This window comes from Neobacillus sp. Fa239, from assembly GCF_055395235.1.
This window is the reverse complement of the sequence record NZ_AP041611.1, coordinates 3,946,574-3,972,090: the sequence shown is the minus strand read 5'-3', so window position 1 is coordinate 3,972,090 and position 25,517 is coordinate 3,946,574. Positions and strand designations below refer to the sequence as shown.

The window sequence follows — 25,517 nt, the reverse complement described above, 5'->3', positions numbered from 1 at the left end:
ACAAATAAGAAGAAAATACTTAAATGGTTTGAATGCTATGGGGTGAAAAACAAATGAATAAAGGTCAGCGCCATATCAAAATTAGAGAAATTATCGTTAATAATGAGATTGAAACCCAAGATGACCTAGTTGATGAACTGAGAAATGCCGGAGTAAATGTGACTCAGGCAACAGTTTCAAGGGACATAAAAGAATTACATCTTGTTAAAGTGCCATTAATTGATGGACGATATAAGTACAGCCTGCCGGCAGACCAAAGGTTTAATCCTTTACAAAAGCTCAAGAGGTCCTTAATGGATGCGTTCGTAAGAATTGATTCAGCAGGACATTTGCTTGTCATGAAATGCCTGCCCGGAAACGCTATGGCCATCGGAGCGCTAATAGATAATCTGGATTGGGAAGAAATTTTAGGAACAATTTGTGGTGACGATACGCTACTCATTATATGTAAAACAGAGGAGCAGACAGAAGTCATTACAAACCGATTCCTTGACATGCTTTAATTGGGGGAGTGCTCTTTGTTATCAGAATTATCGATAAAAAATTTCGCCATTATCGAAGCTCTTTCCATTTCATTTGAAAAAGGGTTAACTGTGTTAACTGGAGAAACAGGAGCTGGAAAATCAATTATTATTGACGCTATTCATTTATTGGTAGGCGGAAGAGGGTCCTCTGAATTTGTCCGTCACGGTGAGGAAAAGGCAGAAATTGAGGGCCTCTTCCAATTAAATGATGATCGGCATCCTTGCTGCCTAAAAGCATTGGAATTTGGAATCGATATTGAAGATGGTATGGTGGTTTTAAGAAGAGACATATCTAGAACTGGCAAAAGCGTATGCCGAATCAATGGAAAACTTGTGACGATTTCAACTCTAAGGGAAATCGGTTCGACACTTGTTGATATTCATGGACAGCATGAACATCAAGAATTAATGGATGAAACAAGACACTTAACGTTATTGGATCAATTTGGCTTTGAAGAAATTTCCATTTCCACAAAGGAATACCAAGAGGTGTTTCATCGCTATGAAACAACCCTTCAGAAGCTAAAATCCTTGAGTGAAAATGAACAACAAACGGCTCATCGCCTGGATTTAATTCAGTTTCAATTTGAGGAGATCGGGAAAGCAAATTTACAGCTCGATGAAGATGACAAGCTTTTTGAGGAAAAAAGAAAGCTGGGAAACTTTGAGCGGGTTTTTGAAGCAATCCAATCGGGCTATATGGCCTTAAATGGAGAACAAAAAGGACTCGACTGGATTAGTATGGTTATGGGACATTTGGAAAATGCTGCCGCCCTTGACAATGCTTATCAGGAAATGTTTGAATCCGTTTCAAATTGTTTTTATCAATTAGAAGATGCATCCCGATCCTTAAGAACGGAACTGGATGTTTTAGAGTACGATCCTCGAAGGCTTAATGAAATTGAAGATCGATTAACTGAAATTAATCAGTTAAAACGTAAATACGGAAAAACCATTCCGGAAATTTTAGAATATGCAGCAAAAATTGAAGAAGAGATTGAAACCTTACAAAATAAAGAAACCCATATCAGTGAATTAGAAAAAGAGTTATCCTCCATTAAAAAGGATCTAACCCTTGAAGCAAAACAATTGACTGAGCTTCGTAAAAAATGGGCAGACAAGCTGACAAAGCTCATACATAAAGAACTCAAAGAATTATATATGTCCAAAACGGTTTTTGAAATTCGCTTTGAGGATCATCTTTATCATTTTACTAAAAATGGCGTAGACCATGTCGAATTTTATCTATCCACCAATCCTGGAGAACCTTTGAAGCCTATGTCTAAAATTGCTTCAGGAGGAGAATTATCGAGGATTATGTTAGCGCTAAAAAGCATTTTTTCCAAGCATCAGGGTGTCACATCAATCATTTTTGATGAAGTGGATACAGGAGTCAGTGGAAGAGTTGCACAAGCGATAGCAGAAAAAATTTATAAAGTGGCCAATGATTCACAAGTATTATGTATATCGCATTTGCCACAGGTTGCAGCAATGGCAGATACGCATTTGTTTATCTCCAAGATAACAAAAGGTGGAAGAACAAAAACATCTGTGGCTGCGCTTAAGGCGGATGAGAAAATAAAAGAAATTGGCCGTATGATCTCAGGAGTAGAAATTACAGATTTAACGAAAAAGCATGCAGAAGAATTATTGTATTTAGCGGCTGAAAATAAAAAAAATTGAAAAGCTTCCCAATATGGGGAGCTTTTTTATGTTGTGGCTAGTTATAAATGACTGTAATACAGGCAAAATTATAGATGTAGCCATTTCCAAAGTAGTGACTGATACGAGGAGAGTGAAAAATTTGAAGTTAGAAATCATTAGAAAGATCATTGGTGGAATTCTCCTTGTTTCATTAATCAGCCTAATATTTTTTCAGCCCATGCACCATTTTCTTGAAATTCCAAAGAACATAACCGTCTTTGAAGGACAAGATTATTCTTTCCAAAAGGCTGTACCGGTAACAGCCTCATTAGTTTCTCACAATTCAACTATCTCAATTAAACAAGACAGCCAATCGGTTTCCTTAAAGGCAAAAGCAAGAGGCAGCAATGAAATGGTTTTAGAATTTGCGGGAATCCCCGTAAAAAAGGTCGATGTTAGGGTTTTAAAAGATTTTCGCGTCATTCCGGGAGGGCAGTCCATAGGTGTTAAATTAAACACAGTGGGCGTTTTAGTTGTCGGTCACCATTTAGTGAATACCTCAAGCGGTAAAAAATCACCAGGTGAAATTGCAGGAATTAAAGTTGGCGATATTATTACAGAAATCAACGGCAATAAAATAGAAAAAATGACAGATGTTGCCGCTTTCGTTCAGGATGCCGGCGAAAAAGGGAAAGCATTGAATTTGGTTATCAGCAGGGAATCTGGCAAATTTACGACCAAATTACTCCCTTTAAAGGACAAGGATGAAAACAGCTATAAACTTGGCTTATATATAAGGGATTCAGCCGCAGGAATTGGAACAATGACATTTGTCCACCCACAGTCTAAAAAGTACGGTGCGCTCGGGCATGTGATTTCAGATATGGATACGAAAAAACCAATTGTAGTTGAGGATGGCCAAATTGTTCGCTCGACCGTCACATCCATTGAAAAAGGAAGTAATGGTGATCCAGGTGAAAAACTTGCGAGATTTTCATCTGATCGTGAAATAGTTGGTAATATTCAAAAAAATAGTCCGTTTGGAATTTTTGGTGAATTAAATAAACCATTAAAAAATGGCATAATGGATAAGCCATTGCCCATTGCTCTATCCAATCAAGTGAAGGTAGGGCCAGCAAAGATTTTAACAGTTGTAAATAATGATCAGGTTGAAGAATTTGATATTGAAATCGTTAGTACAATTCCGCAAAAATTTCCAGCAACAAAAGGAATGGTCATAAAAGTTACTGATCCCAAGCTCCTGAAAAAAACAGGAGGAATTGTCCAAGGAATGAGTGGAAGTCCAATCATTCAGGATGGAAAACTTGTTGGAGCGGTAACACATGTTTTCGTGAATGATCCAACCTCAGGATATGGAGTTCATATTGAATGGATGTTGGATGAAGCTGGAATTAACATATATGATACACCTAAAGATAAAGCAAGTTAAAATGTGATAAAAAGGGTTTGACCGCTCGCAAAATCTCAGTATATTTGGGCAAAATAATGCACCAATACTGGAATTTGAATTTGAGCAGTCTGCCCTTTTCCTTGTATATGTTTTTTGTTAATTAGGGCTGTTTTCTATAAGAATGTTGTTTTAAATAGGTTATTTGAGGAGTTGGTTGGAGCGGAAGGTGCGAGACTCCTGCGGGAGCAGCGGGACAGGTGAGACCCCACAGGCGCTTAAGCGCCGAGGAGGCTCGCCGCCCGCCCCACGGAAAGCGAGCATCCTGGAGCGGAAATCAACCACTCTTCTTTTTAGGTAAATAGCAACAAAGTTTACGAAAACAGCCTTTATAATCGGAGATTTTTCGACAAAAAATCGAAATTCGTCGAAAAGAAGAGGAAATTAAAGAAAATATAAGATTTTATCAATATTTTTAAGAAATATAAAAAAAAGAAAGGAATTTATGTTGCATTGTCGAATTTCTACTTTAGAATATAAAATAGAGACTACGATGAATAGAAGAAATAAATAGATCTGAGGAGGAATACGGTGTTGAAGAAAATAAAGGTTTGTGTCGTTGATGATAATAGGGAACTTGTTGGATTGTTAGAGGACTATATTTCCTCCCAAGATGATATGGAAGTAGCGGGAATCGCTCATAATGGCCAGGAATGTTTAGATATGTTGGGATCCGTTGATCCAGATGTACTTGTATTAGATATCATCATGCCTCACCTTGATGGGCTGGCTGTCTTAGAACGGCTTAGGGAACTGCGAAAAGGATCATTGCCGAATGTAATAATGCTTACAGCATTTGGTCAGGAGGATGTGACGAAGAAGGCCGTTGAGCTCGGAGCGTCCTATTTTATTTTAAAGCCGTTTGATATGGAAAATCTCGGAAGTCATATTCGCCAAGTTAGCGGCAGATCTTCTACGATTATTCGTAAAACTCCAACAACATCCTATCGACCTCAATCAGAACAAAAGCCGAAAAATCTAGATGCAAGTATTACAAGTATCATCCATGAAATTGGTGTCCCTGCTCATATAAAGGGATATTTATATTTACGTGAAGCCATTTCAATGGTTTATAATGATATTGAACTTCTTGGCTCTATTACAAAAGTATTGTATCCGGATATTGCCAAGAAATATAACACGACAGCAAGCCGCGTGGAACGTGCGATTAGACATGCTATTGAGGTGGCGTGGAGCCGCGGCAATATCGATTCCATTTCTTCTTTGTTTGGATATACGGTCAGCATGTCGAAAGCAAAACCAACGAACTCTGAATTTATTGCGATGGTAGCTGACAAACTTCGATTAGAACACATGGCATCTTGAAACAGTAATAATAAATAAAAAAAGCCTCCATTTATAGAAATGAAGGCTTTTTTATTTTTACCTGAGTTTCCTCAAATGTTCGTGCATATGATAGAACTATGGAAAAATTTAATTTTTGTCTTTTTCCAATTCCATTAGCTTTTGAATTAAAATATGCTGAGGCATATGCATAAGCTGCTCAATCGGTACTTTAAGTTTTTCGGAAAGCTTAATTGCTGTTTCAGGGGATAATTGTAATGGTTTCATTTTAATCCTCCAATTTTTTAAGTAGTTAGGAAGTGAGAGTATGACACAAATTTTCGCACACCGTGGGTTTTCCGCTTCTTTTGCCGAAAATACAATGACTGCTTTTTTGGAAGCTGAAAAGGCAGGAGCAGATGGGTTGGAACTGGATGTTCAATTAACGAGCGATGGTGAACTAGTCGTCATTCATGATGAAAAGGTTAACCGGACTACCAATGGGAACGGCTTTGTTAAGGATTTTTCATTTAAAGAGCTGCGCAAGCTGAATGCCAATAAAAAAGGAACGAAAAAAGAGCCAATCCCTTCATTAATTGAAGTGTTTGATTGGATGCAAACCAACAAAATCTTGTGTAATATCGAGCTGAAAAACGGTGTATTTAACTATGAAGGAATGGAAGAGAAAGTAATTCAGCTAATCCAAAAATATCGCTTCAGCGACCGAATTATTATTTCCTCCTTTAACCATTACAGTATCGTCTATTGTTATCGACTAGACCCGCAAATCGAAACAGCACCGCTATTTTTAGAAGGATTGTTTATGCCATGGATTTACGCTCAATCAATTAGAGCAAAAGGTATCCATCCGAAGTTTTCAACCTTAACCGATGAAATTATTATCAGGACAATAGAAAATGGAATTGCGGTAAGACCTTACACAGTAAATGATGATGTTGATTTACGGCGGCTCTATAAAATTAACTGCACTTCCGTCATTACAGATGATCCTGTTAAAGCGCTGAAAATTAGAAAGCAATACGAAAAGAGACCTTAAAGGCGGGTCTCTTTTTTGCAATTAACTGCGCCTTTGTCTTTCTTGAAACCGCTGCTGAACTTTATTTCTTTTTCGATCACGATAGAAAATAAAGCCTGCAACAAAACTAAGACCGCCTATAAAAAATAGTAAACCTAATAAAAATTGCAGCCATAAATAGGGGATAGGCTTTTGCAAAATACCAAAGGTCATATCGCGCATTAATTTGATGCCGAGTGCAGCCATAAACCCAGGAATTACTAATATGATTAGGGCAATAATACGCTTCATAAATGAAATCCTTCCGAATTGTTATGTGATAGAAAAAAACAGCTTCACAGAAATCATAGTATATTAAAGAAATTTGTCAAGATGAGCAAATATCTATAAAATAGAAAATGAAAAAAATTGCATAATTATATTGTGAAAACATGAAAAAAATTTCCTATCCTTTAAAAAAGGGGTCAATTACTTGCAAAATGTCATTATTATTGGTGCCGGAAAAGGTGGTACAGCGATTTTAAAGATTTTGATTGAGGCAGAAGTTTTACATGTACAGGCTGTCATTGACCGGAACGTTGATGCTCCAGGTATCGTTCTGGCAAAAAACGAAGGAATAAATACCGGAACTGACTGGCATCCATTTCTGAATAAAACGGTTGATATTATTATTGATGTTACTGGTGATGACGTTGTATTCCAAGAATTAAGGCAGGCTAAACATAGTAAAACGATTCTAATCCCCGGAAGTGTCGCCTTTCTTGTATCAAAGTTAATGGAAGAAAAAGAAGACCTGATTAAAATGCATCAAAATGAATCCTATCAGCAGGAATTAATCTTTAATGCTTCTCATGACGGAATGGTTGGGATTGATAAAAACGGAACCATCATTCTTTTTAATCGGCGGGCTGAAGAAATGATGGGAGTAAAAAAAGATCAAGCCATTGGAAAATTCATCATGGAAGTAATACCCGATAGCAGACTATTGCTTATTTTGGACACAAGAAGAATGGAAGCCAATCAAGAAATGGTGCTTGGCAATGGGCGCAAGATTATAACAACAAGAATACCGATAATCGAGGAGGATGGAACCTTAGTCGGGGCTTTTGCAGTTTTTAAAGATATTACGGATGTCGTCAATTTGGCAGAAGAAATTACTGATATGAAAGAAATTCAAACGATGCTGCAAGCGATTATTCAATCAAGTGATGATGCCATTTCTGTTGTTGATGAGGATGGAAGGGGTATACTCATAAATCCTGCGTATACGCGTCTAACCGGCCTTACTCAGGATCAAGTGATAGGTCAACCGGCGACGGCAGATATCTCAGAAGGTGAAAGCATGCATATGAAGGTCCTTCAGACAAGAAGAGCCGTTCGGGGAGTTGCCATGCGGGTTGGACCGAGTAAGAAAGAGGTAATCGTGAATGTTGCCCCAATTATTGTGAAAGGGAAACTTAAAGGGAGTGTTGGTGTTATCCATGATATGTCAGAAATCACCTCCTTAAGTAAAGAATTACATAGGGCAAGGCAAATTATCCGTACACTTGAAGCGAAATATACCTTTGAGGATATCATTGGAAAATCTGAAGAGATGAATTTCGCCATTGAACAAGCGAAACTAGGCGCGAAAACACCAGCGACCGTCCTGCTTCGAGGTGAATCTGGTACAGGTAAAGAATTGTTTGCACATGCCATCCATAATGCAAGCGATCGTAAATTTAATAAATTTATTCGTGTTAATTGTGCAGCTATCTCAGAGTCACTGCTCGAAAGTGAATTATTTGGCTATGAAGAAGGGGCATTTTCTGGTGCAAGAAGAGGCGGTAAAAGAGGATTTTTTGAAGAAGCTAATAATGGCAGTATTTTTCTTGATGAAATCGGTGAGTTGCCCGCAAATACTCAGGCGAAACTGCTTAGAGTTTTACAAGAAAATGAAATTGTCCGTGTTGGCGGAACAAAACCAATTGCCATCAATGTTAGAGTGATTGCGGCAACGAATGTAAATCTTGAAAAAGGAATTGCAGGCGGCACTTTTAGGGAAGACTTATATTATCGAATAAATCGCATGCCTATTCATATTCCCCCGCTTAGGAAACGAAAAGAAGAAATACCCTTATTATGTGAAAGATTAATTCAAAAAATTAATCGGGATTACGGCCGAAATGTCGATGGTGTGACTCATGCAGCAATGACACAACTGATGGACTATGATTGGCCGGGAAATGTGCGGGAATTAGAAAATATTTTAGGCAGGGCGATTATTTTTATGAATTATTCTGAAGTTTTCATCGACGTCCAGCATTTACCCGAGCTTAGGAATAAGCAAACTGAAGGAGAAACATTTGTTCAAAGTATGGATTCATTTACTTCCGACCGTTCCCTGTCTGAAATGGTAGAAGAGTATGAAGCGAGAATCATTCATCAAACCATGCTTCGATTAAATGGAAATAAAACTTTAACTGCTAAAACACTCGGTTTGTCTGTAAGAAATCTCTATTATAAGCTGGAAAAATATAAACTTGAAAATAATAGCATGCAATAATTTTCATACTGCGCAATAAATTGCACACGTGATTTTTTATAAATAAAGCGTTTTCAACATTTAATGTTGGCACGAATATTGCATATTAAATTATCGGAGTTGCATTTTTAGAGAAAGGGTTGATGACAACTTGTTGCTGGATTCACTTATTGACAGAGCAACCCAAAAACAAACTAATACTGTGGCTGTCGCTGTTGCAGAGGACACAGAGGTTATTGAAGCAGTTTTGGATGCAATGAACCGAAAGCTTGCTAATTTTATTTTAATTGGCAATCAAGAAAAAATTAAATCAATTATTGAAGGGCAAAGTCCTGAAAAGACAATTTTTGAAAGCATAGAAATTGTTCATGCTGATTCGAAAGTAGAAGCAGCAGAATTAGCGGTAAAAATGGTCTCTAGCACCAAAGCAGATGTGTTAATGAAAGGGAACCTACCGACAAGCGATCTTTTAAAAGCGGTTTTGAATAAGGAGTTTGGACTCAGAACCAAAAACATCCTGTCTCATGTTGCCGTTTTTGAAATTCCAGGCTATGACCGATTCACCATTGTCACAGATGCAGGAATGAATATCTCTCCTGATTTACAACAAAAAGCACAAATTATTAATAATACTGTAACGATCGCCAAAAAAATTGGAATCGAAAACCCGAAAGTGGCACCAATAGCTGCTGTGGAAGTGGTTAACCCTGCCATGCCGGCAACAATCGATGCCGCTGCCTTAACTGTAATGAATAGAAGAGGACAAATTTCAGGATGCATCGTAGATGGTCCGCTTGCATTGGATAATGCCATTTCTGAACTTGCTGCAGAGCATAAAGGCATACACAGTGATGTGGCTGGGAAGGCAGATATTTTATTAGTTCCAACCATTGAAGTTGGAAATGCATTATATAAATCATTAGTTTATTTTGCAAACGCTAAGGTTGGGGCTGTTATTGCTGGAGCAAAAGTGCCAATTGTGTTAACATCAAGGGCGGATTCCGCAGAAAGTAAGCTATATTCGCTAGCCCTTGCACTTTGTTCTACTGAAAAATAGATTCTTTTTAACATTCGAGGAGGAATAAAACATGGAAATCTTCAAGTACTTAGAACAATATGATTATGAGCAGGTAGTATTTTGTCAAGATAAGTCATCCGGATTAAAGGCTATTATTGCCATTCATGATACAACACTTGGGCCAGCTTTGGGCGGTACCCGCATGTGGACATATGAGTCTGAAGAAGCGGCAATTGAAGATGCGCTTAGATTAGCTAAAGGCATGACTTATAAAAATGCTGCTGCAGGTTTAAACCTTGGCGGTGGTAAAACAGTTATCATCGGCGATCCTAGAAAAGATAAAAATGAAGAAATGTTCCGGGCTTTTGGCCGCTACATTCAAGGTCTGAACGGAAGATATATTACAGCAGAAGACGTTGGTACAACCGTTGCCGATATGGATTTAATTCATGAAGAAACCGATTATGTAACAGGAATTTCTCCTGCTTTTGGTTCATCCGGAAATCCATCACCAGTGACTGCATATGGTGTTTACCGTGGAATGAAAGCAGCGGCTAAAGAGGCTTTCGGCACTGATTCTCTTGAAGGAAAAGTGATTGCTGTTCAAGGTGTTGGAAATGTTGCTTATACGCTTTGTGAGTATTTGCATAAAGAAGGTGCTCAGTTAATTGTTACTGACATTAATAAAGAAGCAGTTCAGCGTGCAGTTGAAGCCTTTGGTGCACGTGCTGTAGATCCAAATGAAATTTACAGTGTCGAATGTGACATTTACGCACCATGTGCTCTTGGGGCAACCGTTAATGACGATACTATTCCACAGCTTAGAGCAAAAGTAATTGCAGGTTCAGCAAATAACCAATTAAAAGATACTCGTCACGGAGATATCATTCATGAAATGGGAATTATTTATGCTCCAGATTATGTAATCAATGCTGGGGGAGTAATCAATGTTGCTGATGAGCTTTATGGATACAACCATGAACGTGCAATGAAAAAGGTTGATCAGCTTTATACAAGTATTGAAAAAATTATTGAAATTTCTAAGCGTGATGGCATTCCTACTTATGTTGCAGCTGACCGCATGGTAGAAGAAAGAATTGAAAGAATGCGTAATTCTCGCAGCCAATTCCTTCAAAACGGCCATCACATTTTAAGCAGACGTTAATTTAGAAACTTTAAGAAATAATAAAAGAAAGCGCTGAATAAACATTCAGCGCTTTCGTAAGTAATTGCATGACGTTAGGGAGGTCAAAACGTTGCAAGATAAAGAATATCGAATGCTCATCATCAACCCTGGCTCCACTTCAACTAAGATTGGGGTTTTCGATAACGAAGTATCTATTTTTGAAAAAACCATTCGCCATGATGCAGAAATCATCAATTCCTTTCCCAATATTATTGATCAGTATGAATTCCGCAAAAACACCATTCTAGAAGCACTGGACTTAGAAGGCATCAATGTCTCTAAGTTGTCTGCAGTCTGCGGTCGCGGAGGCTTGCTTCGTCCAATTGAAGGCGGAACCTATGCCGTTAATGATGAAATGTTGAAGGATTTACGAAGCGGTTATTCCGGCCAACATGCTTCAAATCTTGGTGGTATAATTGCATATGAGATTGCAACCGGTCTAAATATACCTTCTTTTATTGTGGATCCCGTGGTCGTGGATGAACTGGACCCAATTGCTAGAATTTCTGGATTTTCTTTAATTGAAAGAAAAAGTATTTTCCATGCATTAAATCAAAAGGCAGTTGCAAGAAGGGTAGCAAAAGATATAGGGAAAAAATACAATGAGTTGAATTTAATTGTTACCCATATGGGCGGGGGAATAACAGTTGGAGTCCATAAACAGGGGAGAGTTATTGATGTAAACAATGGCCTTCATGGTGATGGACCATTTAGCCCCGAACGGGCTGGAACCGTTCCTGCAGGTGATTTAATTTCACTTTGTTTTTCCGGTGAATATTTCAGGGAAGAATTGATGAAAAAACTAGTCGGGCAAGGAGGCCTCGTTGGATACCTTGGTACAAACGATGCAGTGGTCGTTGAAAAGAGGATTGAAGCGGGCGATGAGGAAGCAAGGCTTGTTTATGATGCCATGGCTTATCAAGTGGCTAAGGAAATTGGCGCAGCGAGTGCCGTGCTTTCCGGAAAAGTCGATGCGATCATTTTAACAGGAGGCCTTGCTTATGGTAAGGACTTTGTAAAATCAATAAATGAACGCATTAACTGGATTGCCGATGTGATTGTCCATCCTGGAGAGAACGAGCTTCAGGCATTGGCTGAAGGTGCACTCCGTGTTTTACGTGATGAAGAAGAAGTGAAAATTTATCCTGGGACTTTTAAAACGGCAAAAATTTGAGAAAGATGGGGATGAATAACTAATGGCAAAAGAATATGATTTGGTCATTCTTGGCGGGGGGACCGGCGGATATGTGGCTGCAATCCGCGCCTCTCAGCTTGGGTTAAAAACTGCAATTGTCGAAAAAGGGAAGCTTGGCGGCACTTGCTTACATAAAGGATGTATTCCTAGTAAAGCACTGCTTCGAAGTGCAGAAGTATTTGCAACATCTAAACACAGCGAAGACTTTGGCGTTATTACCGGTGAGGTCAGCTATAACTTTGGCAAGGTTCAAGAAAGAAAAGCAAAAATTATCGACACGCTTCACAAAGGTGTACAGCATTTAATGAAACAAGGGAAAATTGATGTCTATGAAGGACTTGGCCGCATTTTAGGTCCATCGATTTTTTCACCGATGCCAGGTACCATTTCTGTTGAAATGAACAACGGCGATGAAAATGAAATGCTTATCCCGAAAAATGTGATTGTCGCAACAGGTTCAAGACCTAGAACTCTTCCAGGACTTGTCATAGATGGAGAAGCCGTGATTTCTTCTGATGAAGCATTAGAGCTTGAAGCACTTCCTGCTTCTATCATTATTGTTGGCGGCGGCGTAATCGGAATCGAATGGGCATCCCTTTTATCTGATTTTGGTGTTGATGTAACAGTTGTTGAATACGCTGACCGTATTATCCCTACTGAGGATAAAGATATTTCAAAAGAAATGCAGCGCTTAATGAAGAAAAAGGGAATTACAATTGTCACCAGTGCAAAAGTTTTGCCTGAAACGCTTGTAAAAGGTGATGAAGTTGCCATTTCTGCTGAAGTGAAAGGCGGGCTTAAAGAATTTAAAGCTGAAAAGCTGCTTGTTTCTGTCGGCCGTCAAGCCAATACCGAAGGAATCGGGTTAGAAAATACGGAAATCCAGGTTGAAAGAGGCAATATTATCACCAATGAATTTTTCCAAACAAAGGAATCCCATATTTATGCCATTGGTGATGTCATCGGCGGATTGCAGCTTGCGCACGTTGCTTCACATGAAGGAATCGTTGCTGTTGAGCATATAGCCGGGAAGGATCCTTCACCAATTGATTATAACTTGATTTCCAAATGTATTTATAGCAATCCTGAAGTTTCAAGCGTAGGGTTAACGGAAGACCAAGCGAAAGAGAAAGGCCATAAAGTAAAGGTGGGTAAATTTTCATTCCGTGCGATTGGAAAGGCCCTTGTTTTCGGAGAATCTGATGGTTTTGTTAAAATTATTGGCGATGAAGAGACCAATGATATTCTAGGGGTGCATATGATTGGTCCACATGTGACAGACATGATTTCAGAAGCGGGACTCGCTATGGTCCTAAACGCAACACCGTGGGAAATTGCCCATACCATCCACCCGCATCCAACCCTTTCAGAGGCTATTGGGGAAGCTGCACTTGCAGTAGATGGGAAAGCAATCCACGGATAAAAATTAGTTGAGGCGAACAAATGGGAGGTAACAAATTTATGACTGAAAAGCGTCATAACTTAATGGCTGAAAAACGTCATGAGGCTTTAGGATTAAATGATCAAAAAGTATTAGAAATGTATGAAACTATGCTCTTGGCCCGCCGCATTGATGAGCGGATGTGGCTATTAAATCGCGCTGGGAAAATACCATTTGTCATTTCCTGTCAGGGGCAGGAAGCAGCCCAAGTAGGGGCAGCCTTTGCTCTTGATACGGAAAAAGATTATGTGCTCCCATATTACCGGGATATGGGGGTCGTTTTAACGTTTGGAATGACTCCTAAAGAGTTAATGCTGTCAGGCTTTGCAAAAGCTGAGGATCCAAATTCAGGCGGCCGTCAAATGCCAGGACACTTTGGCCAAAAGAAAAATCGTATTGTGACAGGTTCTTCACCAGTTACTACACAGGTACCACACGCAGTAGGAGTAGCTCTTGCTGGAAAAATGGAAGGAAAAGACTTATGTACTTTTGTTACCTTTGGAGAAGGTTCTTCCAACCAAGGGGATTTCCATGAAGGGGCTAACTTTGCCGGCGTTCATAAGCTTCCGGTCATTTTTATGTGTGAAAACAATAAATATGCGATTTCCGTACCAATTGAAAAACAATTGGGCTGTGAAAAGGTTTCAGATCGTGCGATTGGCTACGGAATGCCAGGGTTCACGGTTGATGGGAACGATCCGTTGGAAGTTTACAAAGTTGTAAAAGAAGCGGCAGATCGCGGTCGCCGCGGCGAAGGTCCAACATTGATTGAAACAGTTTCCTATCGTTTGACACCGCACTCTTCTGATGATGATGATCGTTCTTATCGTGCACCGGATGAAGTGGCAAAGGCGAAAACACAGGATCCAATTATTACTTTTGGCGCCTACTTAAAAGAAACAGGTGTCATGAATGATGAAGTGGAAAAAGAAATCAATGACCGTGTGATGAAACTGGTGAATGAAGCAACAGATTACGCTGAAAATGCTCCGTATGCTGCACCGGAAGAAGCACTGAAATATGTATATGGTGATAGGTAAGGGGGACGTAACATGGCGGTAATTTCTTATATAGATGCAGTAACAATGGCCATTCGTGAAGAAATGGAAAGGGATCCGAAGGTGTTTGTCCTCGGTGAAGATGTAGGATTAAAGGGAGGCGTTTTTAAAGCCACTCAAGGTTTGTATGATCAATTTGGCGAGGATCGCGTTATTGATACACCGCTTGCTGAATCAGCGATTGCTGGCGTAGGAATCGGTGCAGCAATGTATGGAATGCGTCCTATTGCCGAAATGCAATTTGCGGATTTCATTATGCCGGCAGTAAACCAAATTATTTCGGAGGCAGCTAAAATCCGCTACCGCTCTAATAACGACTGGAATTGTCCAATCGTAATCCGTGCCCCATACGGCGGAGGAGTCCATGGTGCACTTTATCATTCACAATCAGTTGAAGCGGTATTTGCCAACCAGCCTGGATTAAAAATTGTCATGCCATCCACTCCTTATGATGTTAAAGGGTTATTAAAAGCAGCCATTCGCGATAATGATCCGGTTCTTTTCTTTGAGCACAAGCGGGCCTATCGTTTGATCAAAGGAGAAGTACCAACGGATGATTATACTCTTCCAATCGGGAAAGCAGATGTGAAACGTGAAGGTGAGGATATTACCGTCATTACGTACGGTCTTTGCGTTCATTTTGCGCTGCAAGCAGCTGAAAAATTGGCAAAAGACGGAATTTCAGCACATATTCTTGATTTACGTACAGTATATCCACTTGATAAGGAAGCAATTATTGAAGCTGCTTCCAAAACTGGTAAGGTATTGCTTGTAACGGAGGATACGAAAGAAGGCAGTATTATGAGTGAGGTTTCAGCGATCATTGCTGAAAATTGCTTATATGATTTAGATGCCCCAATTAAACGTCTTGCCGGACCAGACGTACCGGCCATGCCATATGCTCCAACAATGGAGAAATTCTTTATGGTAAATCCGGATAAAGTAGAGAAAGCAATGCGTGAATTAGCTGAGTTTTAATAAATCCAGAAGAATTGAATTGCATAAGGAGGTTTATCCATTGGCAGTTGAACAAATTAAAATGCCCCAATTAGGTGAAAGTGTAACAGAAGGTACGATTAGTAAATGGCTGGTCAACGTTGGGGATAAAGTAAATAAATATGATCCTCTTGCAGAGGTAATGACCGATAAAGTAAATGCAGAAGTTCCATCATCGTTTTCAGGTGTGATCAAAGAGTTGATTGCCGGTGAAGGAGACACATTAGCAGTTGGCGAAATTATTTGTACGATTGAAATGGAGGGGGGCGAAGCTGCTCCTGAAGCAAAGGCAGCTGGGCAACCAGCAGCAGAGGCAGCCTCTTTACCAGCTGCAGACAATGGCAATGCAGGCCGTTATTCTCCAGCCGTTTTAAAGCTGTCCCAAGAGCACGGAATTGATTTGGCGCAGGTTCAAGGAACAGGTGCAGGCGGACGAATTACCAGAAAAGATTTACAAAAACTAATTGAGTCCGGCAATATCCCGGCTGCAGGTGCAGGTGCAGGTGCGAAGGTTGAGGCTCCGGCTGTACAACAACAGCCAGTTAAGCAGGAAACGGCGCAGCCAGCAGCCGTTGCAGCACCAGCTGCACCACCAGTGAATGTCCCTGTCCAAGCGGGTGACATTGAAATCCCTGTTACAGGTATCCGTAAAGCCATCGCCGCTAACATGCTGCGCAGCAAGCATGAAGCGCCGCATGCCTGGACTATGCTCGAGGTGGATGCAACGAATTTGGTGGAATATCGCAATTCCATTAAGAATGAATTCAAGAAAAAAGAAGGCTTCAATTTAACCTTCTTTGCCTTCTTTGTCAAAGCAGTGGCACAGGCATTGAAAGAATTCCCGCAAATCAATTCGATGTGGGCTGGCGAAAAGATTATTCAAAAGAAAGACATTAATATTTCGATTGCTGTTGCGACAGATGATGCTTTGTACGTACCAGTTATTAAAAATGCCGATGAGAAAACAATCAAAGGCATTGCCCGTGAAATTTCAGAACTTGCCGTTAAAGTTCGAAATGGCAAGCTTAAGTCCGAAGACATGCAAGGCGGAACATTTACCGTTAACAATACAGGCTCTTTTGGCTCTGTTCAATCAATGGGGATTATCAACTACCCGCAGGCTGCTATTCTTCAGGTTGAATCTATTGTCAAGCGTCCTGTCGTAATGAATAACGGCATGATTGCGGTTCGCGATATGGTGAACCTCTGTATGTCACTTGACCACCGCGTATTGGACGGTCTTGTTTGCGGCCGTTTCTTGCAGCGGGTTAAAGAAATTCTTGAAAATACATCGAAATCTACCACTTCAATCTATTAAACCAATATCGCTGCCATTTAATGGCGGCGGTTTTTTATTGCCTGAATTGCTTTTGTACCCTAAAATAGAATTAATTGAATTTTTATAATTTTCCTGGGAGGGAGTTGTGCAGTTTGGAAGATTTACGAAATCAGTCCTTTCCTTCAAAAACAATACTTGATTGGAAAGCAAAAGCAGAGGAATCTTTAAAAGGAAAATCAATAGAGTCTCTTCAAAGCCCTACATATGAGAACATTAATTTGAAACCGCTTTATTCTCGAATCGATGAAAAACCGGTGTCAGAATTTCCTGGCACTTCAGATTTTAGAAGAGGTACAAATCCACTTGGATATGTAACAAATCAATGGAAGATCGCCCAAAGAGTTTCTTATTCCACTGTTGGAGAATTAAAGGAAAAACTTACGGCTGCAATTGAAAAAGGACAAACCGCTCTGTCCTTCGAAGTAACAAAAGAACTTTTTGAGTCACCTGAGGAATTTGCAAATTTGGCTGCAGAATTATCTGAAAGCCATCCCTTTGCCGTTAATGCAAAAGGAATGCAGTCAGCCCTGCTCGCGAACCTGCCAAATGCTAATGGAGAAAGAATTACCGGCTATATTGCCGAGGACCCTATTTCCTTCTCTGCTGAGGAAGGCAGGATCTCCGAAGAATTTTTCGAAGGCTGGTTAGAGAATATCAAGCGTGCAAGCGGGCACTATCGTAATTTACGGACGATCCTAATTGATACTTCAACCTATCATAATAATGGAGCAAGTGCCGTGCAAGAGCTGGGAATTGCGGCAGCAGAAGGTGTGTTCTATCTTCAGCAGTTAGTAGACAAAGGAATGAATCCTGAAGAAATTCTTTCAAAAATTATTTTTCAGTTCTCGATTGGCAGTAACTTTTTTATGGAGACTGCCAAGCTTCGAGCTGCAAGAATCATCTGGAATAAAATAACGGAAGCCTACGGAGCTAACAACGATTCAAGAGGAATGGAAATCGCTGCCGAGACCTCAGCATTCACGAAAACAATCCATGACCCGCATGTCAATCTCCTTCGTGCCGGAAATGAGGCGTTTGCGGCTGTCCTAGGCGGGATTCAATATTTACATGTGACTGCCTTTGATGAATTGACAGGTTCCAATGCCTTTTCAGAGAGAATCGCCAGAAATACTCAGCTGATTCTAAAAGAGGAAGCCCATCTGAAAAAAGTAATCGATCCAGCGGGAGGCTCATGGTATATCGAAGAATTGACAACTCAATTAGCAGAAAAAGCATGGACGCTTTTCCAGCAGATTGAAGCAAATGGAGGCATTCTTGAAGTACTAAAATCCGGATGGCTCCACAATGAACTTGCATCAGTCACTGAAAAGAGAAACCAAGATATTTTTACAAGAAAGCAAAGTATTGTGGGAACTAATGTCTATGCAAATCTTGACGAAATAGTCCCTACAGAATTAAGAAAAAAAGAAGTTGTCAGACCAACTCTAATTGGAACTCCTATTGAACCAATTTTGAAAAAGAGATTATCAGAGCCGTACGAACAGTTGAGAGAAACTTCGAAAGAACTAGAAGCAAAATCAGGGGTAACACCGATAGTCGCGATGCTTTGTCTTGGTGAATTAAAACAATATAAAGCAAGACTTGATTTTATGAGAGGTTTTGTGTCTGCAGGTGGACTAAGAACGGCAGACAGCGGATCCATCTATACAGCAGAGGATGCAGAAAAATTTGTTTCAAAACAAAATATAAAGCATTTTTGCCTGTGCGGAACAAACGAACAATATGAAACAATCGGTCACGAAATTTTAATAGACTTAAAAACGAATTTTCCAGAGCGAATTTTTTATCTGGCGGGTCTGCCGGAAAAAGACAAACAGGCCCAATGGAAAAATGAAGGAATCCAAGAGTTTATCCATGTAAAAAGCAATTGCTTTGATACTCTATCTTCAATACTGGAGGTGACGGCCGATGCAAAAGCCTAATTTTCAAAACCTGCCGCTTTTTTCTGAGCAACCGCTCACCACAAAAGAACAATGGGAAGAACAGGTCAATAAAGAAATCGAATCGAGCATTGATGACTTGCTTTATGAAACCAATGAACAAATTAAGATAAAGCCTCTTTACACAAAAGAAGATCGTGAAGGTCTGGAGCAATTAGAGGACCTTCCAGGGCTGCCGCCGTATACCCGTGGACCTTATCCAACGATGTACGTCAATCGGCCATGGACGGTCAGACAATATGCAGGTTTTTCCACTGCTGAAGAAAGTAACGCCTTTTATCGCCGAAATTTAGCGATGGGGCAAAAGGGCTTATCGGTAGCCTTTGATTTAGCAACACACCGCGGCTATGACTCCGACCATCCACGGGTCGTAGGGGATGTCGGTAAAGCAGGCGTGGCTATTGATTCAATCCTTGATATGAAAACACTTTTCGATGGAATCCCGCTAGACCAAATGTCTGTGTCTATGACGATGAACGGGGCAGTACTGCCGATTCTTGCCTTTTTCATTGTCACTGCCGAGGAGCAGGGGGTCAGCCAGGAAAAGCTTTCCGGGACCATTCAAAATGATATTTTAAAAGAATATATGGTTCGGAATACGTATATTTATCCGCCGGACATGTCGATGAAAATTATCGCTGATATCTTTGAATACACGTCCAAATATATGCCAAAGTTTAATAGTATCAGTATTTCCGGTTATCACATGCAGGAAGCCGGCGCCCCTGCTGATTTAGAATTGGCTTATACCCTTGCAGATGGCTTGGAATATGTCCGAACAGGTCTTAAAGCAGGGATTGCCATTGATTCCTTTGCACCGCGTTTGTCCTTTTTCTGGGCCATTGGCATGAATTATTTTATGGAAGTGGCGAAAATGAGGGCGGGACGGTTAATTTGGGCGAAAATGATGAAAGTATTCAACCCGAATAATGAAAAATCACTGGCTTTACGTACTCATTCGCAAACATCCGGCTGGAGCTTAACCGAGCAGGATCCATTTAATAATGTCACGCGCACATTAATCGAAGCTCATGCTGCGGCTATGGGTCATACGCAATCACTCCATACCAATGCGCTGGATGAGGCGATTGCCCTGCCGACTGATTTTTCCGCACGAATTGCCCGCAATACCCAGCTGTTCCTTCAGGAAGAAACGGGAATTACCAAGGTCATCGACCCATGGGCAGGCTCCTACTATGTTGAAAAGCTGACCGATGAATTGGTTCAAAGAGCTTGGGAGCATATTGAGGAAATAGAAGGTCTTGGCGGGATGGCAAAGGCCATTGAAACTGGCCTTCCAAAAATGAGAATTGAAGAGGCTGCAGCACGCAGGCAGGCACAAATCGATTCAGGAAAAGAAACGATTATTGGCGTAAACCGCTATCGTCTCGAAAAAGAAGAGCCGATTGATATTTTAGATATTGATAATACGAAAGTTCGGATGATGCAAATCGAGAAATTGAATCAATTAAAAGCAGCCAGGGATGAGCACAAGGTGGAAGAAGCTCTTAAAGCATTAACTATGGCAGCTGAAACAGGGGAAAGAAATCTGTTAGAGTTAGCCGTTCAGGCAGCACGTGTAAGGGCAACCTTGGGGGAAATATCCGATGCTATAGAAAAGGTGGCAAACCGGCATAAAGCGGTCATTCATTCAATTAGCGGTGTCTATAGTTCTGCTTTCAGCAATGAAGAAGAAATTGCTATTGTGAAGGAATTAGCGGATGAATTTCTTGAAAATGAAGGAAGAAGACCGAGAATCCTCATTGCCAAAATGGGTCAGGACGGCCATGATCGCGGGGCCAAGGTCATTGCAACTGCCTTTGCCGACCTTGGATTTGATGTGGATATCGGCCCATTATTCCAAACGCCGGAGGAAACGGCATTGCAGGCAGTAGAAAACGATGTCCATGTAATCGGGATGAGCTCGTTGGCAGCTGGACATAAAACATTGCTCCCGCAGTTGGTTGCTGAATTGAAAAAGCTTGGACGGGAGGATATCTTGGTCGTTGTAGGAGGCGTTATTCCCGCACAGGATTATCAATTCTTATATGAGAATGGTGCCGCGGCGATCTTCGGACCTGGAACGGTTATACCGGTATCAGCCCAAAAAGTGATCAAAGCCATTTATCAGCAGCTCGGTTATGAGGAAGTGGCAGAATAAATGACCAATGATCAAAAGCCGGAGTGGTACGACCCTAATCATCCAGAATTATATTCTAGTGTGGTAAGAAAGGGGGAGGAGCTTGAAGTTCAAGCAGCCTCCCTTCAAAAAAATATTCGCTTCAAAAAAAGAAACAGTTCCGAATCATCTGTGGATGAATTGTTTGATGGTGTATTAAAAGGGGATAGAAGCTTTCTTGCTCGAGCTATTACTCTTGTTGAGAGCAATGCGGACCATCACTTTCAAAAAGGACAGGAGCTGCTACAAAAGCTTTTGCCCCACAGTGGTAATTCGATACGAATTGGCATTACAGGTGTGCCCGGTGCGGGAAAAAGTACTTTTATTGAGGCGTTCGGCATGTTTCTCTGCCATTTAGGATTAAAGGTCGCAGTGCTGGCGATTGATCCGAGCTCGAGCATCAGCGGCGGCAGTATTCTCGGCGATAAAACGCGTATGGAACAGTTATCAAGAAATCCTCGGGCATTTATCCGGCCGTCGCCTTCTGCCGGCAAGCTGGGCGGTGTTCATCGAAAAACAAGGGAATCGATGCTGATTTGTGAAGCGGCTGGATTTGATGTGATTTTAGTCGAAACCGTTGGTGTCGGACAAAGTGAAGTCATTATCAGAGATATGGTCGACTTTTTCATGCTGTTGGTTTTGACAGGTGCCGGGGACGAGCTGCAAGGCATGAAGAAAGGAATCATGGAGCTGGCTGATGCGATTATTGTTCATAAAGCTGATGGAGAGAATAAGCCGAAAGCTGAAAAGACAAAAAACGATTATAACCGCATCCTTCATTTTCTTCAGCCGGCAACGAAAGGCTGGGTAACAAAAGCCCATACTTGTTCTTCTTTGACTGAAGAAGGCATAAGTGAGATATGGACTTTAATTAAAACCTTTGAGGAGAAGGGGAAATTCTCAGGGGTTTTTGAACAAAGAAGAAAGAGTCAGTCGAGGGAATGGCTTTATGCTATGATAAGTGACCAACTGCACAATCATTTTTATCATCATCCTAATGTTAAGGCGGAACTGCCAAAATTAGAAAACGAGGTAATGTCTGGTGGAAAAACAGTTGCTTCAGCTGTAAAGCAGCTTTTTGAAAGCATCTATCCTTCCATCTAAAAATTTAATAAAATTTCATATCTAGGAATACAAAAAGTCTGGAGCCATGCTGACTGCAAACCAGGCAACAGGTTCGACCGTTACTTTATATGTGAGAAAGACAGAGAGCAAATCGATCGCTCTCTGTGTCATTTATTTTGAAATCAAATATTTTAACTGTTAAAATATAAGTATATACATATTGAAGGAGTGATTGTATGAGCATGGATTTCAATTTTTTCATGAATGATATTGTCCGCCAGGCGCGGGATGAAATCGTATCAGCCGGTTATCAAGAGTTAACAACCCCGGAGGAAGTAGAAAAGGCTCTTGAGCAAAAAGGAACAACTCTCGTAATGATTAATTCGGTTTGTGGTTGCGCGGGCGGTGTGGCACGACCTGCAGCGGCACATGCAATTCATTATGATAAGCGGCCAGATCATCTTGTAACCGTTTTTGCCGGGCAGGATAAGGAAGCAACCGAAAAGGCCAGAGGCTATTTCACAGGCTATCCGCCGTCCTCACCATCTTTTGCCTTATTGAAGGATGGCAAGATTCTGACCATGGTGGAAAGACATCAAATTGAAGGCTTTGACCCAATGATGGTCGTATCAAGATTACAAAAAGAATTCGATCAATATTGTGAAGAATTGTAATAAACAATAATAGAATTTCCTCAGAAAAGATGATCAAAATGATCGTCTTTTTTGTTTTTTAAGTGAATGAATAAAGAAAATAGAAGCAAACTAGGAAAAAAAAGGCAGGTGGATGTTTTGATAAAAATCTTATCGCCAATCCTGATTGCTTTTTTCATATCGCCTCTTTGGCCGCTTGGACCAAACCCGATGCCCGGAGCCCCATTTGTAATTGTGAACAAGAGTACGAATGAAATGGCTCTGATTAATGATAATCAGGTTCAAACAGTTGTAAGTATTGGAACCGGTAAAAAGCAAGAATTAACGCCAGAAGGGCTTTTTACAATAACTGTAAAAGCAAAAGACCCCTATTATCGGAAGAAGGATATCCTTGGTGGCGATCCCGCTAACCCTCTAGGAAAAAGATGGATTGGTTTTGATGCATTGGGGACGGACGGCAGAATATATGGCATTCATGGTACGAATGACCCTTCATCAGTAGGAAAATATGTTTCACAGGGCTGTATTCGCACACAAAATGAAGTCATTACTTCACTATATCCGCTTATCCCATTAGGAACAAAGGTGTTAGTCATAACGTCGAAGAAATCATTTGAAATGCTGGGGAAAGAATACCAAGCCATAAAATGAGCGAAAGGGACAGTCCAACTCGAACTGTCCCTTTTAATATGTTTATTTCATAAATTGTGCGATACCAATTAGGAGGGTTGAGGCAAGCATAGCAAACAGCATTAATAAAACAATAATTTTGCGATTTTTTCGGTTAGACAATGTGAGAACCTCCTTTATTATCAAGCTTATACCTATTTTACAGGGAAAAGCCCAAATGAACAACTGAACAATCGCTCAATTTTGGGAAGGATTTATGAACTTTTTGGCGAATAATATTATTGTCTATATTTTTTTAATATTGGAAACAGAGGGGTACACATGATTAAAAAAATCGACCATATTGGTATTGCGGTGAAATCGCTTGAGAAAACGCTTCCTTTTTATACGGATGTATTGAAGCTGCCATTAATCGGGATTGAGGTTGTTGAAAGCGAAAAACTGAAGGTGGCCTTTTTGCAGGCTGGTGAAGCGAAGATTGAATTGCTTGAGGCATTATCAGAGGAAAGTACGATCGCTAAATTCATTGAAAAACGCGGCGAAGGCATTCATCATGTTGCCTTAGGTGTTGATTCCATTGAAGAGCGTATAAAGGAAATGAAGGAACAAGGGATTCGAATGCTGTCAGACGAGCCTAAGATCGGTGCTGGAGGGGCACATGTTGCCTTTATGCACCCAAAATCAGCATCAGGCGTTTTAGTGGAACTATGCGAAAAGAAAGGGAAGATGGGGAAATCATGAGTGACATCTATGAAAAAATAAATGAACTGTATGATAAACGTCGTGAAGTTGAACTGGGCGGCGGGGATGAGAGAATCGAAAAACAGCATGAAAAAGGAAAATTAACGGCTAGAGAACGGATAGAGCTCTTAGTCGATAGAGGAACATTTGTTGAATTAAATCCTTTCATTGAACATCGGACAAATGATTTTGGACTAGATGAGCAAAAGGGGCCAGGTGACGGGGTCGTAACCGGATATGGAAAAGTAAACGGCCGCCCGATCTATTTGTTTTCACAGGATTTCACCGTATTTGGCGGTGCGTTAGGGGAAATGCATGCCAAAAAAATCGCAACCGTGATGGATCTGGCTGCTAAAAATGGGACACCGTTTGTTGGGCTTAATGATTCAGGCGGCGCCCGTATTCAGGAAGGGGTAGTTTCCCTGGATGGGTACGGCCATATTTTTTACCGAAACAGTATTTATTCCGGAGTCATACCACAAATCTCCGTGATCATGGGACCATGTGCCGGTGGTGCCGTTTATTCGCCTGCCATCACTGATTTCGTGTTCATGGTAGAAAAAACAAGTCAAATGTTTATTACGGGTCCAAAGGTTATTGAAACCGTAACTGGCGAGAAAATCTCAGCTGAGGATCTCGGCGGGGCGAATGTCCATAATACGATCAGTGGGAATGCTCATTTCCAAGCGGAATCGGAGGCGGAGGTATTAGCGAATGTCCGCAGACTTCTTAGCTATCTACCGCAAAATAACGAAGAAAAGCCGCCTAGGTTTGAAGTGGATGCGGAAGATGATTACCGTCCTGACTTAACAGATACCATTCCATTTGATGCCGTTCGTCCATATGATGTTCGTTTGGTTATTGAACAAGTGGCAGATTCCGGTTCCTTTATGGAAATTCAAAAGGATTTTGCAAAAAATATCGTCGTTGGCTTCGCAAGAATTAAAGGCGAAACAGTAGGCCTTGTCTGCAATCAGCCGAAGGTGATGGCCGGTGGATTGGATATTGATTCTTCCGATAAGGCTGCTCGATTTATCCGCACCTGTGATTCCTTTAATATACCGATTATTACCTTCGAAGATGTTACCGGCTTTTTCCCAGGTGTAAAACAGGAGCATGGAGGCATTATCCGCCATGGTGCAAAAATTTTATTTGCTTATTCAGAGGCAACCGTGCCAAAGCTGACGATTATTTTAAGAAAAGCCTACGGGGGAGCCTATGTGGCTTTAAACAGTAAGTCCATCGGTGCAGACCTTGTCTTTGCCTGGCCGAATGCTGAAATTGCTGTGATGGGACCACAAGGTGCAGCTAATATTATTTTTGCAAAAGAAATTCAAAATAGTGAGAATCCCGAAGCGATAAGGCAGCAAAAGATTGAAGAATATCGTGAAAAATTTGCCAACCCTTATGTGGCAGCGAGCAGGGGAATGGTCGATGATGTCATTGATCCTCGCGAAACAAGAATAAAAATCATTCAGGCATTAGAAATGCTAAGAAACAAAAAAGAGTCGAGACCTTATAAAAAGCATGGAAATATTCCACTATAATTTTCCCATTGTAAACAGATGCACAAAT

Annotated in this window: 23 protein-coding genes; 20 read left to right on the top strand and 3 right to left on the bottom strand. The window is 40.7% G+C overall.

From position 1 onward, the window contains the following. Window positions 1-53 precede the first annotated feature (53 nt). The 4 genes from ahrC to spo0A all read left to right on the top strand — a co-directional run bounded on the left by ahrC (window position 54) and on the right by spo0A (window position 4,962). Complete coding sequence (gene ahrC / locus ACZ5XR_RS19545; RefSeq protein ID WP_464498059.1) at window positions 54-503, top strand: transcriptional regulator AhrC/ArgR; 450 nt, start codon at window positions 54-56, stop codon at window positions 501-503. A gap of 15 nt (window positions 504-518) precedes the next feature. Beyond that, window positions 519-2,207, top strand: a complete 1,689-nt coding sequence (gene recN, locus ACZ5XR_RS19540) for a DNA repair protein RecN (protein WP_464498058.1) — start codon at window positions 519-521, stop codon at window positions 2,205-2,207. A 121-nt stretch (window positions 2,208-2,328) separates the two neighbouring features. After that, the gene (gene spoIVB / locus ACZ5XR_RS19535; RefSeq protein ID WP_464502381.1) at window positions 2,329-3,618 is read left to right on the top strand and encodes a SpoIVB peptidase; all 1,290 of its coding nucleotides are present in this window, start codon (window positions 2,329-2,331) and stop codon (window positions 3,616-3,618) included. A 552-nt stretch (window positions 3,619-4,170) separates the two neighbouring features. Then, complete coding sequence (gene spo0A, locus ACZ5XR_RS19530; RefSeq protein ID WP_464502380.1) at window positions 4,171-4,962, top strand: sporulation transcription factor Spo0A; 792 nt, start codon at window positions 4,171-4,173, stop codon at window positions 4,960-4,962. A 108-nt stretch (window positions 4,963-5,070) separates the two neighbouring features. Here the strand turns inward: spo0A and ACZ5XR_RS19525 are convergent, their stop codons facing one another. Beyond that, entirely contained in the window at window positions 5,071-5,208 is a 138-nt protein-coding gene (locus tag ACZ5XR_RS19525; protein WP_464498057.1) for a YycC family protein, read from the bottom strand. A gap of 40 nt (window positions 5,209-5,248) precedes the next feature. Here ACZ5XR_RS19525 and ACZ5XR_RS19520 point away from each other — a divergent pair, with 40 nt between their 5' ends. Next, window positions 5,249-5,977 (top strand): glycerophosphodiester phosphodiesterase, encoded by a 729-nt coding sequence (locus tag ACZ5XR_RS19520; protein WP_464498055.1) that lies wholly within the window; start codon window positions 5,249-5,251, stop codon window positions 5,975-5,977. 21 nt (window positions 5,978-5,998) lie between these two features. On the opposite strand, the gene ACZ5XR_RS19515 is transcribed toward ACZ5XR_RS19520, so the two are convergent. Beyond that, window positions 5,999-6,247 (bottom strand): DUF2627 domain-containing protein, encoded by a 249-nt coding sequence (locus ACZ5XR_RS19515; protein ID WP_464498054.1) that lies wholly within the window; start codon window positions 6,245-6,247, stop codon window positions 5,999-6,001. A gap of 181 nt (window positions 6,248-6,428) precedes the next feature. On the opposite strand from ACZ5XR_RS19515, the gene ACZ5XR_RS19510 reads away from it, so the two are divergent. The 13 genes from ACZ5XR_RS19510 (at window position 6,429) to ACZ5XR_RS19450 (ending at window position 23,222) form a co-directional block, all read left to right on the top strand. Next, complete coding sequence (locus ACZ5XR_RS19510) at window positions 6,429-8,501, top strand: sigma 54-interacting transcriptional regulator (RefSeq protein ID WP_464498052.1); 2,073 nt, start codon at window positions 6,429-6,431, stop codon at window positions 8,499-8,501. Window positions 8,502-8,631: 130 nt separating this feature from the next. Further along, window positions 8,632-9,537 (top strand): phosphate butyryltransferase, encoded by a 906-nt coding sequence (gene yqiS / locus ACZ5XR_RS19505; protein ID WP_464498051.1) that lies wholly within the window; start codon window positions 8,632-8,634, stop codon window positions 9,535-9,537. Window positions 9,538-9,568: 31 nt separating this feature from the next. Next, complete coding sequence (gene bcd / locus ACZ5XR_RS19500; RefSeq protein ID WP_464498050.1) at window positions 9,569-10,663, top strand: branched-chain amino acid dehydrogenase; 1,095 nt, start codon at window positions 9,569-9,571, stop codon at window positions 10,661-10,663. Between the two features lie 91 nt (window positions 10,664-10,754). Next, a complete protein-coding gene (gene buk / locus ACZ5XR_RS19495) occupies window positions 10,755-11,858 on the top strand; it encodes a butyrate kinase (RefSeq protein ID WP_464498048.1) in 1,104 nt (367 codons plus the stop codon). Window positions 11,859-11,880: 22 nt separating this feature from the next. After that, complete coding sequence (gene lpdA / locus ACZ5XR_RS19490) at window positions 11,881-13,302, top strand: dihydrolipoyl dehydrogenase (protein WP_464498047.1); 1,422 nt, start codon at window positions 11,881-11,883, stop codon at window positions 13,300-13,302. 62 nt (window positions 13,303-13,364) lie between these two features. Then, a complete protein-coding gene (locus tag ACZ5XR_RS19485; protein WP_464502379.1) occupies window positions 13,365-14,360 on the top strand; it encodes a thiamine pyrophosphate-dependent dehydrogenase E1 component subunit alpha in 996 nt (331 codons plus the stop codon). Between the two features lie 12 nt (window positions 14,361-14,372). Further along, window positions 14,373-15,356, top strand: a complete 984-nt coding sequence (locus ACZ5XR_RS19480) for an alpha-ketoacid dehydrogenase subunit beta (RefSeq protein WP_464498046.1) — start codon at window positions 14,373-14,375, stop codon at window positions 15,354-15,356. A gap of 40 nt (window positions 15,357-15,396) precedes the next feature. Next, complete coding sequence (locus tag ACZ5XR_RS19475) at window positions 15,397-16,692, top strand: dihydrolipoamide acetyltransferase family protein (protein ID WP_464498045.1); 1,296 nt, start codon at window positions 15,397-15,399, stop codon at window positions 16,690-16,692. Between the two features lie 113 nt (window positions 16,693-16,805). Beyond that, entirely contained in the window at window positions 16,806-18,656 is a 1,851-nt protein-coding gene (locus tag ACZ5XR_RS19470) for a methylmalonyl-CoA mutase subunit beta (protein ID WP_464498044.1), read from the top strand. Next, on the top strand, window positions 18,643-20,835 hold the full coding sequence (gene scpA, locus ACZ5XR_RS19465) for a methylmalonyl-CoA mutase (RefSeq protein WP_464498043.1): 2,193 nt from the start codon (window positions 18,643-18,645) through the stop codon (window positions 20,833-20,835). Before ACZ5XR_RS19470 ends, scpA begins: the two co-directional genes overlap by 14 nt. Next, window positions 20,836-21,957, top strand: a complete 1,122-nt coding sequence (meaB, locus tag ACZ5XR_RS19460; RefSeq protein WP_464498042.1) for a methylmalonyl Co-A mutase-associated GTPase MeaB — start codon at window positions 20,836-20,838, stop codon at window positions 21,955-21,957. A 197-nt stretch (window positions 21,958-22,154) separates the two neighbouring features. Further along, the gene (locus ACZ5XR_RS19455; protein WP_464498040.1) at window positions 22,155-22,592 is read left to right on the top strand and encodes a BrxA/BrxB family bacilliredoxin; all 438 of its coding nucleotides are present in this window, start codon (window positions 22,155-22,157) and stop codon (window positions 22,590-22,592) included. A gap of 117 nt (window positions 22,593-22,709) precedes the next feature. Next, window positions 22,710-23,222: a L,D-transpeptidase gene (locus ACZ5XR_RS19450; protein WP_464498039.1), complete on the top strand. Its 513-nt coding sequence runs from the start codon at window positions 22,710-22,712 to the stop codon at window positions 23,220-23,222. A 42-nt stretch (window positions 23,223-23,264) separates the two neighbouring features. Here the strand turns inward: ACZ5XR_RS19450 and prli42 are convergent, their stop codons facing one another. Then, window positions 23,265-23,363 (bottom strand): stressosome-associated protein Prli42, encoded by a 99-nt coding sequence (gene prli42, locus ACZ5XR_RS19445; protein ID WP_464498037.1) that lies wholly within the window; start codon window positions 23,361-23,363, stop codon window positions 23,265-23,267. Between the two features lie 159 nt (window positions 23,364-23,522). On the opposite strand from prli42, the gene mce reads away from it, so the two are divergent. Together mce and ACZ5XR_RS19435 are read left to right on the top strand one after the other, a co-directional pair. Next, the gene (mce, locus tag ACZ5XR_RS19440; protein WP_464498036.1) at window positions 23,523-23,942 is read left to right on the top strand and encodes a methylmalonyl-CoA epimerase; all 420 of its coding nucleotides are present in this window, start codon (window positions 23,523-23,525) and stop codon (window positions 23,940-23,942) included. Continuing rightward, window positions 23,939-25,489, top strand: coding sequence for an acyl-CoA carboxylase subunit beta (locus ACZ5XR_RS19435; protein ID WP_464498035.1), 1,551 nt, complete (start codon window positions 23,939-23,941; stop codon window positions 25,487-25,489). Before mce ends, ACZ5XR_RS19435 begins: the two co-directional genes overlap by 4 nt. Window positions 25,490-25,517 lie beyond the last annotated feature (28 nt).